The sequence below is a fragment of the Neobacillus sp. MER 74 genome (assembly GCF_023714155.1).
In genome coordinates, this window is the sequence record NZ_JAMAUV010000001.1 from 556,772 (window position 1) to 570,479 (window position 13,708).

A 13,708-nucleotide genomic window follows, 5' to 3' on the forward strand; every position below is an offset into this window, starting at 1 on the left:
GGGGAAATTTGCAGATTGTATGCATTTTTGTTGGAGATAATATGGAGTATTGATTTTCTGTTCATTTGTTCATTGATTTGTAAAATCTGACTTCAATTTTTTGTTACTATAGCCCAAAATCTCAAAAAAAGAAGAACCAAAACGGCTCTCCTTTACTACTTTACTTTTTGTGTTGTTATTCTTATAAAGACCAATAAGTTAATGTATCAAAAATTCCTAAGAGAAACATCAAAATACCGGCAATCCTTTGTATCACCATTCCAAACTTTCTCCCTTTTTTCATTATCACTCCACTACCGCCGAGGAACCAAATGATAAAAATAAAAATCAATAGTGGAATTGCAGTTCCAATTGCAAATATTGGAGGTAGAATAAACCCATAAGTACTAGACAATACGACAGGCATTAAGGTGACAAAGAAAAGTACAAACATAGTCGGACAGAATGCTAATGAAAAACTAAATCCTAACATAAAAGAGCCGAATGGATTTTCACTCTTGAATTCATTTAATCCCCTTAATAGATTTAATGTTCCTGTTAATTTAATAAAACCCATCATAAATAACCCAACTATCATTAATAATGGCCCCATAATCTTCCGAATCCATGGAAAATATAAGGTGAGATTTTGTTCCATTTCCCTTCCAAGCAGCCACACCAAAACACCTAATAAAGAAAATGCTACTATTTTACCGAAAGTGAAAAAGATAACATCCTTCCAAGCGATTTTCTTTTGAATAGAACGGTTACCATAAATTGTTACAGCACTAATATTACCAGTTAGCTGACAAGGTGCAAGAGCCCCAATAAGTCCTAGAATAAACGCAAAGACTATTGGCCATGCTTCTAAACTATAGGCTATATTGGAAAACGGTTTACTAACAAATGAGCTAAAATGACTTAATATACTGTACATTTAATCACCTTAAATCAATATAAATTTGATAGACCAAAGCTTGACTTAAAAATTATTTCAAAAGGTATTCTACAACAAAAATTTGCAGAAACTATGAATTTTTATCCCTCTAACAATTATCAACCGCTAATATTTATATAAAACAATGAGCCACTTTTGATATAAAGTGGCTCACAAAGTAATTTATATTTTTTTGAGACTGAGATGATTATGCCCAAACCTCATCAAGAATATCTCGGAATAGATTATCCAAAATCGGGGTCATATCCTCATTGGATACTTTAAGGGTTTTCGCGTATTCCTCAAGCCGATTGATTTCTTTTTCTAAAAAGTCATTTATGGCATTAACCTTCGGCTCAAGATTAAGTTCATCCCCGCTGATTTTCCTTTCAAGCAACATAAGGATTTCCTGCTTTAACTGACCCTCTTCAAGAAGCTCTTCTACCAATGTTTGAAATTCAATTGGCGGGGCCGTATTGTATCTTTCAATCCAAATACAAGCTAAAACGGGTCTAAGGACATAAAAGTACTTTTTAATTTTCACATGGTCTCCACGGAGATAATCGCGAAAATTGCCTTTTGCCATATTTAAGTAATGATAGAGAGCGGATTGCGGTAAAAACACTTGATTCTGGATTGCCTTCAATTTATCTACTAAAGAAAAAGCTTGATAATAAACAATTCCCGAATGGAGCCACTCCATCAGCGGCGGATTGGATTTTCTAAACAGTTTGAGCGCCTTTCGTATTTCCCAACCATTTATATCAAGGAGGTCATTAATTGGAAGTTCGATCACCTCTCGCTTTTGATCAATGCTCAAATACCAGTCCTTTTTATGGATATAAATGAATCGAACATCGTAATCACTATCCTTAGAAGGAAATCCCCATGCCCGGCTCCCAGATTCAACGGCCAGACAGATTTTCACTTCAAATTGCTCTTCAATTTTATTAATTTCAGCGAGTATTTTTTCTTTCAGGGTTATTCACTCCTTAATCCATGCCTTGACCACAGACTTTTACAATAATGGCGATATTCACGATGCAATAGTTGTACTATTTGGCCTCGTTTACCAGGAAATTCATGTCCTTCCAATGTAGAAATGGGGACGATCTCTTGTATGGAATTAGTAACAAACATCTCATCTGCTTCCAGGCTATGTTCCAAAGAATAAAGCCCCTCTTCTACACTCAGATAATGTTTCTTGGCTAACTCACTAACAAACTGTCGTGTAATCCCATTTAAAATCCCCGTTTGTACGGAAGGGGTGTATAAGCAATTCCCTTTTACCCAAAAGATATTAGAGACAATCCCTTCTGCTATGCACCCTTTCTCATTTAGGAAAATCCCTTCTGTATCTGCAGCTTGTCCTATCTCTCTTTTGGCCAAGATATTATTCATAAAGTGATGGGACTTAAGACGTTCATTTCCTTCAGGACTGTTTCGTTTCAACTCCAATAAAACCGCCTTTTTTTCCGTTAAGTCCCCTGCCTGAGGTAATGGTTTAGGAAAAAAAAGAATGTTTGGGTTAGTATACGATTCTACTTGTAATCCAATATCCCCTATACCCGCTGAAACATTTAGCCTTAGGTAAGCATTGTTCAAATGGTTTACTTTTAATAATTCTTGCAGGATACTATTCGTTTCATTACGCTCAAAACGATAGTTGATGTTTAGAACTTCTAATCCTTGATTAAGTCGCTCTAAATGGTCATCCAGTAAGAAAGGATGTCCTTCATAGACCCGGAACGTTTCAAACAACCCCATTCCATATAAAAAACCATGATCAAACGGGGAAATCATCGCCTCTTCTTTTGTTAAAAATTGTCCGTTTATATATATCACCATAATTAATGACCCTTTTGCACAACGACATTTTTATAATGATGGACAAAGTTTCTCAAAAGATCCTTTCCTGAGGTAGTCAATATAGATTCTGGGTGGAACTGTACTCCTTCAATTGGTAACTCCTTATGACGGATTGCCATAATTTCTCCTTCTTTTGTCCAGGCGGAAATCTCAAAGCATTCAGGCAATGTCTCTCGTTTGACGATTAAGGAATGGTATCGAGTAGCCGGAAAAGGATTTGGCAAGCCCTTAAAAATTGTCTTTCCATCATGATACATATCGGATGTTTTCCCGTGCATCAGCCTTTCCGCGCGAATCACATCTCCATTAAAAGCCTGAGCAATTGCTTGCTGGCCTAGGCACACACCGAATATTGGGATTTTCCCTGCGAATGCTTGAATCGCGTCCAAGCTGATTCCTGCTTCATTTGGACTGCATGGCCCTGGAGACACCATTAAGAATTCAGGCTGTAGTTCTGCAATCTCTTCAATCGATGTTTGATTATTTCGCTTAACCACTAATTCCTCTCCCAATTCACCTAAATATTGCACTAAATTAAAGGTAAAAGAATCGTAATTATCTATCATAAATATCATTTCTCTACCTCCTCTGCCATTTCTTTCGCTTTCCATAGTGCCGCTGCTTTTTTCATTGATTCTTTGTACTCATGCTTTGGATTGGAATCAATAACGATTCCTGCTCCTGCTTGCACATGTGCCATCCCATCTTTAACAAGCATGGTGCGGATAATTATGTTTAATTCTAAATCGCCGCTAAAATCAATCCAGCCAAGAGAACCGGTGTACACGCCTCTTTGAACAGGCTCAAGTTCCTCTATTATTTCCATTGTACGGACTTTAGGTGCGCCAGTTATGGTCCCTCCAGGGAAAACAGAATCAATGATATCAAAACTTGATTTGTTATCCGCTAATTCTCCTCTTACATTGGAGACGATATGCATGACATGTGAATACTTTTCAATGACCATAAATTCATTGACCTCGACGGTCCCATACTTACATACCCTGCCAAGATCATTTCTTTCTAAGTCCACTAACATCACATGCTCCGCACGCTCTTTTTCATTTTCAATTAATTCATTCGCGAGCTGGATGTCTTCTTCGTGGTCTTTCCCCCTCGATCTAGTACCTGCAATTGGGCGGGTACTTACCACTTGTCCATCTTTTTTCACGAGTAGTTCTGGTGACCCGCTTACAAGTTGAAAGTCTGGCGTATGCAGATAGGCCATATATGGAGATGGATTTAAGGACCTTAATTGTTCATACACTTCAAGTGCTTCTACTTCAATCTGTTTTGATTGGCGGACGGCTAGATTCACCTGAAATACATCGCCTTGTCCAATATATTGCTGAATCTTAGTGACAGCCTGTTTAAACTGATCTTCGGTCATTGAAACCTCTAAATTATTATTGTTATTTTCTCTAGGCTTTTTTGTTTGAATGGAAGGGATATCTTGTATCCATTGATTTTCCCATAAGGAAATTTTTTCTTCCATCCCCTGATCATTTTCAGCTAAAAACATAAGCCACAAAATCTCTTCTTTATGATCAAAGACAAACCATTCCTTCACAATAAAAAAGTAGATTTCTGGCAGTCCTAAATCGTCCGATGCTAGTTCTGGAAGTACTTCAATGTAACGAGCGTAATCATAGCTTATGTATCCAATGGCACCTCCCAGGAAACTAGGAAGCCCTTCTATTTTATCAACATGATACCGGCTCATATATTCCATCAATAAGTGTAATGGATTTCCTTCTTGTTTCTCGGTACCATTTTCATTTTGAATTTCAAGCATATGGTTTTTCCCTTTAATTATCGTCTCAGGCTGAAGGGCAGCAATGCTATAACGCCCGCCGCGGCCGCTTTCCAACAACACATGATGGGTGTTTTTCTCAGCCAATACACGATATTGACTGAAAAACCTTGAATAAGTAAAAGGAATTTTCTTGCAGTATAAATGTAGTTGTGTCAACCAATTCACTCCTTAACTTTTCTCTTTTTTCATCATACTTGAAAAGGGTGTCAGGCACCACTCTTGTTTTGGGATTACAGGTCGACATTTTTTTCAATCATTAAAAGGAATTTATTAACTGGCTGTGGAAAAGTGTATTAAATTAGTATTATCCAATTTCTTAGGGGGATCAATTATGAAAAAGGCAACCATTTTAGTGGTTGAAGATGAAGAAAAGATCGCTCGGCTTCTTGAGATCGAACTTGAGTACGAAGGATATGTGGTAACTAAGGTAATGGATGGTCTTGAAGCATTTGAAGCATACAAGAAGGGGAAATGGGATTTAGTATTACTTGATGTCATGCTGCCTGGAATTAGCGGAATTGAATTGCTCAGGCGGATTCGGGTAAATGACCAAATCACACCTGTTCTTTTACTAACTGCCAAAAGCTCGGTTGAGGATAAAGTGTCTGGACTGGATTATGGGGCAAATGATTATATAACAAAGCCCTTTCAAATTGAAGAGGTATTAGCTCGGGTCCGTGCTGCTTTAAGGGTGAAAGCTGTAGAGCAGCCTCAAGAAGACGGAAGTTTATTAATATTTGCTGACCTCAAAGTAAATCCAAAAACAAGGGAAGTTTTTCGTGGAGAAGATGAAATTGAATTAACTCCTAGAGAGTTCGATTTGTTGGTTTATTTATTAACAAATAAGCGGCAAGTATTAAATAGAGATCAAATTTTGGAAGCAGTTTGGGGATATGACTTTATCGGTGACACAAATGTAGTGGATGTTTATATTCGATATGTCAGAAAAAAATTAGAACAGCAGAATAAGCCCGCATTAATTCATACTGTCCGTGGTGTCGGGTATGTTTTAAAGGAAGCTAAATGAAACTTAGTAATAAAATAAATTTTTATACTGCTGTGTTATTTGCCGTCTTATTAATCGTGATGAATCTATCGGTTTATTACACCTTTAACAAATTAATTCTCAACAGTGAATTAAACACCTCCGCAAAGGAAATGGAAAAAACGACAAATGATATTGGGAAATCACTTGGCTCTATATCTGAGGGAGAACTATTACGTTCTTACGTCCCTATCAATGGAATGATCCAATTTGTCACAGAAAATAACAAACCCTTATCAACAGTTACAAGCCCCACAGAACAGGCTTTAATTGGAAGAAAGGCCAAGTTTCACCAAGGGGAAGTTAGTACTTTTATTGTTTTTCAAAAAAAGTCTTATACCTTTGAGTCGATGCCTATTATTTTGCTTGATGGAAGTGTGGCAAATCTTCAAGTGACTAAAAGCATTCAGCCGGCAACTGATAACTTAAAAATTCTGAGGCTTGTCTTGATTTTGGTGACACTTCTAGCACTAATTCCTGTAGTTGTTTCCAGCCGGATTCTCAGTAAACTGATTACCAACCCTGTTACATCCATGATTAAGACTATGAAAGAAATTAGACAGAGCGGCCGCTTCAAGAGGCTGACGCTTGATGGAAAATCAAAGGATGAACTTTATCAAATGGGAGAAACCTTTAACCATATGATTGATTTGCTTGAGACAAATTACGAAAAACAAAAACAGTTCGTTTCAAATGCGTCCCATGAATTTAAAACCCCCTTAACCATTATTGAGAGCTATGCAAGTCTTTTAAAGCGGAGAGGTTTAAAGGAACCGGAGCTTTTTGCCGAATCGATTGAAGCGATTCACTCCGAAGCAGTTCGCATGAAAGACATGACTGAACAGCTGTTACTGTTGGCTAAGCATCACGAGCAGTGGAATATCCAAAAGGCTGAGCTTAATCTTAGTGATTTTATGCTGCAAACGGTTAAAGCCTTTCAAAGTGCTTATAATAGAGAAATACATTTTCAGCAGAAAAAATTACAGAAAACAGTTGTTACGGATGAAAGGAAACTAAAGCAGCTGCTGTATATCTTTCTGGATAATGCACGGAAATATAGTGATGATGCCATTACAGTTAATATCGGCATAATGCATGATGAGGCATTTATAAGTGTGGCCGACAAGGGAATCGGCATCCCAAAAGATGAACTGCCAAAGGTCTTTGACCGTTTTTACCGTGTTGATAAAGCAAGAACTAGAAAAAAAGGCGGTTCTGGACTTGGCTTATCCTTAGCAAAGGAAATTGCTGACGCCATTGGTATCAGGATTCACCTTGAAAGTGAAGAAGGAGTTGGAACCACGGCAACTCTTTTTATTAAAACTACTAAAAATTAATCCATTTCTCAGCATTTTCTAATCTTCATATTAGAAAATAAATGTACTTAACGTGGTGAGGTGATATTATGAAGAAAAAAACTGGGATTTGGGTGATAATAGGCTTTCTTTTTTTTGCCTTTCTCATTTATTTTAGTTGGCAAAGATTCGGTCCGACCGAAGCATCGGCTGAAATTCTATCAAAACAGGCAGCGCAAAAACTTGTCCAGGACCGCTATCAGGGAACTGTTATTCAAATTAACTTAACTGACAAGCAATACCATATAGATTTAGAGAAAAAGGATACTATTTATCAGATCGAACTAAATGCGATTTCTGGAAAAGTCCTTTCATTTGTCAAAAAAGAATCGAAGTCTCCACCTCTTAATGAACCAGAGGTTACATTTAAATCAGAAGATGAAATTAGAAAAATCATCTTAGCCAAGGTTAAAGGAACGATTACATCCTTTGAAAAAATAGTCAATGAGGACGAAACGATTTACAAGGCTGTTGTAAAAGAAGGAAATAATCAAACTACACTCTCAGTGAATGCACTTACAGGAAAGATTCTTTCCTCCATTACTACTCAAACCAATACCTCCTCTAGGCGGCTTACCGAGAAAGAGGCTCGCGATATTGCAAAAAAACAAGTGAATGGGATTGTTGAACATATTTGGCTGGAGACTAAAGGCGAACAAACCTACTACCTGGTCGAAATTGAGACACAAGATGACAGAGAAGCAATTGTACAAATACATTCCATTACAGGCAATGTTATATCCGTTTCATGGGACGATCGCAGTAGTGATGATGATGATGATGATAAGAGTGATGATTCTAAACAACGCGGCAAGGACGATAAAAAGGAAGATGATGACTAAAGTAAAGAACAGATAGTTTACCTAATGATAATTCTCATTAATTTCTAATGTTATTCCCCCTTTTGCTCTAATCTTCACTGGATATTCTATAAGTGTAGTAAACAAACACAAAGGAGGAATTATTAATGAAAAATAAATTTATTGTTGGTGCATTATCTGGGTTATTAATCTTGGGCGGTGCCGTTGCAGCGGGGGCTTCAAAAAATGATACACGAGCTGAGGACTCTATCCATCAGGAAGATAAAAAAATAAGTACAAATGTAAATGGAAATGACCAAGGCCAAACAACTATTAAAGTGGAATCTGATGACAGCAATAGTACAGCAGCGGCAAATCCTAATTTAATAACGGTGGAAAAGGCAACAGAGATTGCACTTAGTGAAGTAAATGGAACAGTTGATGAAATTGAACAAGAATTTGAGCATGGTAGAATGGAATATAAAGTAGAGCTAATCACGAACACGGGTGAAGCAGAGGTAAGGATCGATGCTGAAACTGGAAAAGTTGTTAGTGTTGAGCACGATGATGATAACGATAGTGATGACGATAATAAAACCGATGACGGCGCTCATCAAAACAGACACAGCGGTGATGACGATAATAACTGAGAACAAAACTTGTGAGGAATCCCCGAATAAAGGAACCTATCCCATTGGATAAGTTCCTAGTTTTTTTGAATCATTTATAAAATTAGATTATTGTTAATGACATTCATTTATATGTAAACAGAAAGAATCCCATCCATATATTGGATAGGCTTCTTTTTAGAATAATAGGATCCGTTAATCGATAACTTAAGAAATCTTTTTTAGCTCTTCTGTTAATTTTAGGAATAGTTCCTTATCCCCGTTTAGTAATGTGTGGTCGATTTCCTTGCGGATTTTCTCCCGTCTAAATTCTAGCAGGGCATTTTTTAGAAACATTTCTGCAACAACAGCATCTGTATTCTCATCCGAATGTTGTGGTGAATTAAGTAATTTCTTTTCCATGGAAATCAACTCCTTACGTTTTTTCTAATTATACAGTTAATTTTCTAAAAATTCAAACACTTTGTTCAAAAAAACCAAAAAAATTTTCACAAAAAAGATTGGTGTCAGGCACCGCACAAAGACACTTGTGCACCCCGGGGAGACAAATGCGGATTTTAGTGAATTTGGCTTTCAAAAAGGGTGTTTCTCTGGTTAAATTTGGTGATGATTTTAAGTAGGATTCCATTAGCAACCAGTAAACCAACTCCAATTAAGAATAAGGTTAGTGGACTTAGGAAGAAAAGCCCACTAACTTGGCTGATAATAAGGCCGACGACAGGTAACACCATAATACCGCCAAATTGTTGTGCTTCCTGAAAAGATTTTACTCTGGCGGAAACCAGCACATTCAAAACAATATTAAAAATTACTAAGGCTGGGATCACCCAAAACATTAAAAGTAACCAGGTTGAATTCATAAATAAAATTTCATCAAAAATTCGATAAGTAATTAGATTTACAATCACGGCATTTAGTAAAAAAGCGGCAAACGTTATGGCGATTGTAGGGATGAAGGATGCAATCACCTTGCCAAAAAACAATTCAGAAACTGTGATCGGAGCAAATAATAATGTTTCCAAAGTATTTCTCTCCTTCTCCCCTGCAAAGCTGTTCGAAGAAGTAACCATAGAATTGATAATAGCAGTCATTAAGAAAAACGGGATGATCATAAAGTTTAAGAAAAAATAAACCGATTTGTAACCAAGTGTGGGAAGCGCAGATAGGGTATTTCTTAACTCTTCATTCGGAAAGTTCTTAATGATGGCATTGATTGGTTTTTCTAAATCCTTTGAGGATTCCCCAATTAATTCTGTATTTAAACCAACATACGCAAATATTGCTGGGAGTAAAATGCATAGAAATAAAGGTAGGATTATCATTGGTACCCATATCTTTTTGGAAGAAAAAGTATTCTTAATATCTTTTTGAGCGACGGCAGCAATAATGTTCTTATTCATGCTTTTCACCCCTTATTTTAAAATATAAAGACTCCAAACTTCTATTGGTAATTTCACACGAATGAATCCACGTTTCGCTTAAAATACTCTTAAGTAGAGCTGGTATTTCATTTTTTGAGGGAAGGTTAAACTCGATATTATGCCGATCTTTTCTAATATATGCAAAGCCCCTATATGTCTTAGAGTCGATTGGCAAGAGACCCGTTTCAACCAATAAAGTAACATTCGTCAAATATCGATCCTCTAATTCACTTCTAGTTCCCTTATCAACGATTTGACCATCCTTTAAAAATAGGAAGGTGTCACAAATAGTTTCCAGTTGGTGCAGAACATGTGAACAGATGACAATCGTGACCTTTTCTTCCTTATTTACTTTTTTTAGGTAATGAATCACATCATTTATCCCTTCAGGGTCTAACCCATTTGTGGGCTCATCCAGGAACAAAATCGTAGGTTTATGTAGCAGGGCCTTTGCTAGGGTAATTCTTTTTTTCATCCCCGTTGAAAACGTGCCGACCAAATGGTCCTTCTTTTCAAACATTTCAAATTGCTCAAGTAGATGAGTGATACGCTTGGGGTCATGGGCGTTATAGATTTTAGAGAAGAAGACCAAATTATCCCAGGCACTCATGTCATGGTACAGGGCGGCACTCTCCGTTACAATCCCCGCCCTCTTTCTAATTTCATCACCCTCTGTTTGAGGGTCATATCCCATTACCCTCATCTTACCGCTCGTAGCATTAATTACTCCATTTAACAAACGAATCATTGTTGTCTTTCCAGCCCCATTTGGTCCAAGCAGACCAATAATACTACCTTCCTTAATCGAAAAAGAAACACCCTTTAAAATATCACGCCCATTAAACGCCTTATCCACATCAAACGCTTCAATAATTGACAACCTACATTCCCCCCAAATTTGGTGTCAGGCACCGCAAAAAGACACTCTCTCCAGTTATCCACGACGGATGGACACTTCGCCAAAAATATCCATTTTTATTAAATTTTATCAGATTCTTATGGGAGGTTTGTACTGTTATTTTGAAATTTATATAAATTGCTGATATTAATGGGTTTTTATTTTTAGGATATATATTTTTTGGGTATGTACAGATATTTAGGGAACATTATACTCATCTATTTTATTAACAAGAGTAGGTGAGAGATCTTGATGGAACAAACCGTCTTGGCAGGTTATCAACCAGTAAATAACATTAATGTTTATTACGAGTTTTATCCTAATCACACATCTGAAAAAACGTTTGTTTTATTACATGGCTTCCTTTCTTCCACCTTCACATTTCGCCATTTAATTTCTTTATTGAAAAAGGAGTACCAAGTTCTATCTATTGATCTTCCCCCCTTTGGGAAAAGCGCTAAATGTAACCGCTATGTATATTCTTACAAAAATTTAGCCGATACAGTAATCCAGCTTACAGAATCATTAGGGCTTAAAAAAATGACGTTTATTGGTCATTCTATGGGAGGACAAATTGTTTTAAATATCCTCCATATGATGCCAGAACTTGCGGACAAAGCTATTCTTCTCTGCAGTTCAGCTTATCTCAAGCGTTCAAAATTGCCATTGATTATTACAAGTTACCTACCCTATTTCCATTTTTTTGTAAAATATTGGTTTGCACGGACGGGGGTCAAGAAGAATCTTCAGGACGCACTTTATAATCACGCCATTATTAACGACGAAATGATTAACGGTTACTTACAACCATTTTTATCAGATGAAATTTTTGTAGCTCTTACAAGAATGATTCGTGATCGCGAAGGAGACTTGCCTGCCCAAATTCTTAACCAAATAAAAACACCTTGTTTATTACTATGGGGGGATCATGATAAATCAATGCCCCTTAATATTGGTGAGAAGTTAAACAAGGATTTAACTAATTCAGAGCTCATTGTTTTAAAAGATTCTGGACACGCCCTTCCTGAAGAACGTCCTAGGGAAGTTTTTGATTATATTAAAGGTTTTATTGATAAGTACCATACCGCAGCTGAAGCCTAGTTGCTTTTTCCTAATGGATTGAATTTGGTCTACTTTGAAGAAACAAAAAATGAACGGTGCCTGACACCGTTCATTGACTACTTATTTAAACCAGCCTTTTTCTTTGGATTGAGTAATCGCCTCGATACGGTTTTTTACTTCAAGTTTATCGAGGATAATTGAAATATAGTTTCTAACCGTTCCAGTCTTGATACTTAGCTCTTCTGCGATTTCCTTTGTATTTTTACCATCTGCAACGAGCTCCAACACTTCTTTTTCTCTGTCTGTTAATGGATTTTCCTCACCATACACATCATCCATAAGTTCTGGTGCATAAATTCTCCTTCCTGACATTACACTACGGATTGAACTTGCCAACTCTTCACTCGGACTGTCTTTTAACAAATACCCGTTCACACCTGCTTTCAACGCACGTTGGAAGTAACCGGTTCTGGCAAAAGTAGTTAATATGATTACTTTACAGCCTAGACCCTTTAGTTCTTCTGCTGCATCTAGACCACTCTTACCTGGCATTTCGATATCCATAATACAGACATCAGGATGGAATTTTTTCACCAGTAACACGGCCTCTTCACCGTTTGATGCCTTTCCAACCACTTCCATGTCTTCTTCCAAGTTAAGAAGTGAACCAAAAGCGCCTAATAGCATTTGCTGATCCTCAGCAATCACGATTTTAATCATTTTTCTCCTCCTTTTCCATCCTTGGTTTAACATCATTTGGTACTTTTATGATTAATGTCGTTCCTTCTTTGGTTCTCATTTCTAGACTCCCATTAATAAATTCCAAGCGCTCTTTCATGCCAATCAGCCCATGGCAGCCTTCCATCGTCTCTTTCTCCCCCTTATATACTCCATCATCGCGAATGGTCATTACCAATTCCTGCATTGATTGAATAATGGATATGAAGCAAGATTTCGCACCACTGTGTTTGACAACATTATTTACAGCTTCCTTCATACACATGCTGAGAATGTTCTCTGTAAACAGAGTAACTTTTGATGGAGTAAAATCTCCTTCACTGCTAAAATTAATTTCAGCCGCGTGAAGGATTTGTTCTACACGAGTAATTTCGTCTCTTAGTCGGATTCCACGCATCGATGACACCATCTTACGTACCTCACTTAATGCTGTTCGGGCTGTTTGCTGGACATCCTTTAATTCATTCCGTGCCTGCTCCGGGTCCTTTGAGATTAACTTTCGGGCCAAATCCGTTTTCAACCCAATAAGTGAGAGCTTTTGTCCAAGGGTATCATGAAGGTCCCGGGCAATCCGCTGCCTTTCCTCTATTTTAACTAACTCTGAAATCCGTTTGTTGGCATCCAGTAACTTTTCTTCCAGTTGACCTCTTTCCTTCCTGTTATGGATGCTAAACGGGAGAAGGATGACACTAATCCAGATGATAATAACAAAGGGTAATTGCTGCAGAAATAATTTTTCTTGCATGACAATACTGAAGTTAATGGATACCGACGTACTAAACAAATGAATAAAATACAACGTTAAAAAAGCAATTCTTTCTTTAATATTGCCGATAAAATATGCAAGAAAAAAAGCAAAGTAAACATAATTGAAAAGACTTGTGGCAGTAATAGAAATACCAATCAGGATCAACGTCCATAGATAGACGGGCCAGCCTTTAGACATAAACGCAATTCTGTAAAGAATAAAGAATAATAATGTGAGTAATATCCCCACTACTATTTCAATGGTTGAGGGGGATTGAAAAATAAAGTAAAACGGTAAAATGCCAAGAACCGTCCAAATATACGGAGCAATTCCATTGTTTTTTTGAAATGTCAGATACTTTTTTATCATAAGGGAACCTCATTTTCAATTAACGTCCTTAATCCTTTTATC

15 protein-coding genes are annotated in these 13,708 nt (G+C 37.1%); 5 read left to right on the forward strand and 10 right to left on the reverse strand.

Annotated features, from left to right (window positions below; genetic code table 11):
- Positions 1–181: 181 nt before the first annotated feature.
- The 5 genes from M3610_RS02695 to pabB all read right to left on the reverse strand — a co-directional run bounded on the left by M3610_RS02695 (position 182) and on the right by pabB (position 4,757).
- Positions 182–916 carry an urease accessory protein UreH domain-containing protein gene (locus M3610_RS02695; protein WP_251456361.1) on the reverse strand — a complete coding sequence of 245 codons (735 nt, stop codon included), beginning with the start codon at positions 914–916 and terminating at the stop codon, positions 182–184.
- A gap of 208 nt (positions 917–1,124) precedes the next feature.
- The gene (locus M3610_RS02700) at positions 1,125–1,895 is read right to left on the reverse strand and encodes a nucleotidyltransferase domain-containing protein (protein ID WP_251456743.1); all 771 of its coding nucleotides are present in this window, start codon (positions 1,893–1,895) and stop codon (positions 1,125–1,127) included.
- Between the two features lie 2 nt (positions 1,896–1,897).
- Positions 1,898–2,764: an aminodeoxychorismate lyase gene (pabC, locus tag M3610_RS02705; RefSeq protein ID WP_251456362.1), complete on the reverse strand. Its 867-nt coding sequence runs from the start codon at positions 2,762–2,764 to the stop codon at positions 1,898–1,900.
- A gap of 2 nt (positions 2,765–2,766) precedes the next feature.
- Entirely contained in the window at positions 2,767–3,360 is a 594-nt protein-coding gene (gene pabA, locus M3610_RS02710; RefSeq protein WP_251456363.1) for an aminodeoxychorismate/anthranilate synthase component II, read from the reverse strand.
- Positions 3,357–4,757, reverse strand: coding sequence for an aminodeoxychorismate synthase, component I (gene pabB, locus M3610_RS02715; protein ID WP_251456365.1), 1,401 nt, complete (start codon positions 4,755–4,757; stop codon positions 3,357–3,359). Before pabB ends, pabA begins: the two co-directional genes overlap by 4 nt.
- Positions 4,758–4,932: 175 nt before the next feature.
- Between pabB and M3610_RS02720 the strand changes: the two genes are divergently transcribed.
- The 4 genes from M3610_RS02720 to M3610_RS02735 all read left to right on the forward strand — a co-directional run bounded on the left by M3610_RS02720 (position 4,933) and on the right by M3610_RS02735 (position 8,451).
- Complete coding sequence (locus tag M3610_RS02720; RefSeq protein WP_251456367.1) at positions 4,933–5,628, forward strand: response regulator transcription factor; 696 nt, start codon at positions 4,933–4,935, stop codon at positions 5,626–5,628.
- Entirely contained in the window at positions 5,625–6,983 is a 1,359-nt protein-coding gene (locus M3610_RS02725; protein WP_251456369.1) for a sensor histidine kinase, read from the forward strand. Before M3610_RS02720 ends, M3610_RS02725 begins: the two co-directional genes overlap by 4 nt.
- A 68-nt stretch (positions 6,984–7,051) precedes the next feature.
- Complete coding sequence (locus M3610_RS02730; protein WP_251456371.1) at positions 7,052–7,843, forward strand: PepSY domain-containing protein; 792 nt, start codon at positions 7,052–7,054, stop codon at positions 7,841–7,843.
- Positions 7,844–7,968: 125 nt separating this feature from the next.
- Positions 7,969–8,451 (forward strand): PepSY domain-containing protein, encoded by a 483-nt coding sequence (locus tag M3610_RS02735; RefSeq protein ID WP_251456373.1) that lies wholly within the window; start codon positions 7,969–7,971, stop codon positions 8,449–8,451.
- A gap of 186 nt (positions 8,452–8,637) precedes the next feature.
- Here M3610_RS02735 and M3610_RS02740 read toward each other — a convergent pair whose 3' ends face one another.
- The 3 genes from M3610_RS02740 to M3610_RS02750 all read right to left on the reverse strand — a co-directional run bounded on the left by M3610_RS02740 (position 8,638) and on the right by M3610_RS02750 (position 10,731).
- Positions 8,638–8,832: an IDEAL domain-containing protein gene (locus tag M3610_RS02740; RefSeq protein ID WP_098572509.1), complete on the reverse strand. Its 195-nt coding sequence runs from the start codon at positions 8,830–8,832 to the stop codon at positions 8,638–8,640.
- A gap of 155 nt (positions 8,833–8,987) precedes the next feature.
- The gene (locus tag M3610_RS02745; RefSeq protein WP_251456375.1) at positions 8,988–9,830 is read right to left on the reverse strand and encodes an ABC transporter permease subunit; all 843 of its coding nucleotides are present in this window, start codon (positions 9,828–9,830) and stop codon (positions 8,988–8,990) included.
- The gene (locus M3610_RS02750) at positions 9,823–10,731 is read right to left on the reverse strand and encodes an ABC transporter ATP-binding protein (RefSeq protein WP_251456377.1); all 909 of its coding nucleotides are present in this window, start codon (positions 10,729–10,731) and stop codon (positions 9,823–9,825) included. Before M3610_RS02750 ends, M3610_RS02745 begins: the two co-directional genes overlap by 8 nt.
- Positions 10,732–11,001: 270 nt before the next feature.
- Between M3610_RS02750 and M3610_RS02755 the strand changes: the two genes are divergently transcribed.
- Positions 11,002–11,850 carry an alpha/beta fold hydrolase gene (locus M3610_RS02755; protein WP_251456379.1) on the forward strand — a complete coding sequence of 283 codons (849 nt, stop codon included), beginning with the start codon at positions 11,002–11,004 and terminating at the stop codon, positions 11,848–11,850.
- A gap of 81 nt (positions 11,851–11,931) precedes the next feature.
- Here M3610_RS02755 and M3610_RS02760 read toward each other — a convergent pair whose 3' ends face one another.
- Complete coding sequence (locus M3610_RS02760) at positions 11,932–12,531, reverse strand: response regulator transcription factor (RefSeq protein ID WP_251456381.1); 600 nt, start codon at positions 12,529–12,531, stop codon at positions 11,932–11,934.
- The gene (locus M3610_RS02765) at positions 12,524–13,666 is read right to left on the reverse strand and encodes a sensor histidine kinase (protein ID WP_098572504.1); all 1,143 of its coding nucleotides are present in this window, start codon (positions 13,664–13,666) and stop codon (positions 12,524–12,526) included. The genes M3610_RS02760 and M3610_RS02765 overlap by 8 nt, the downstream gene beginning before the upstream one ends.
- Between the last annotated feature and the right edge of the window lie 42 nt (positions 13,667–13,708).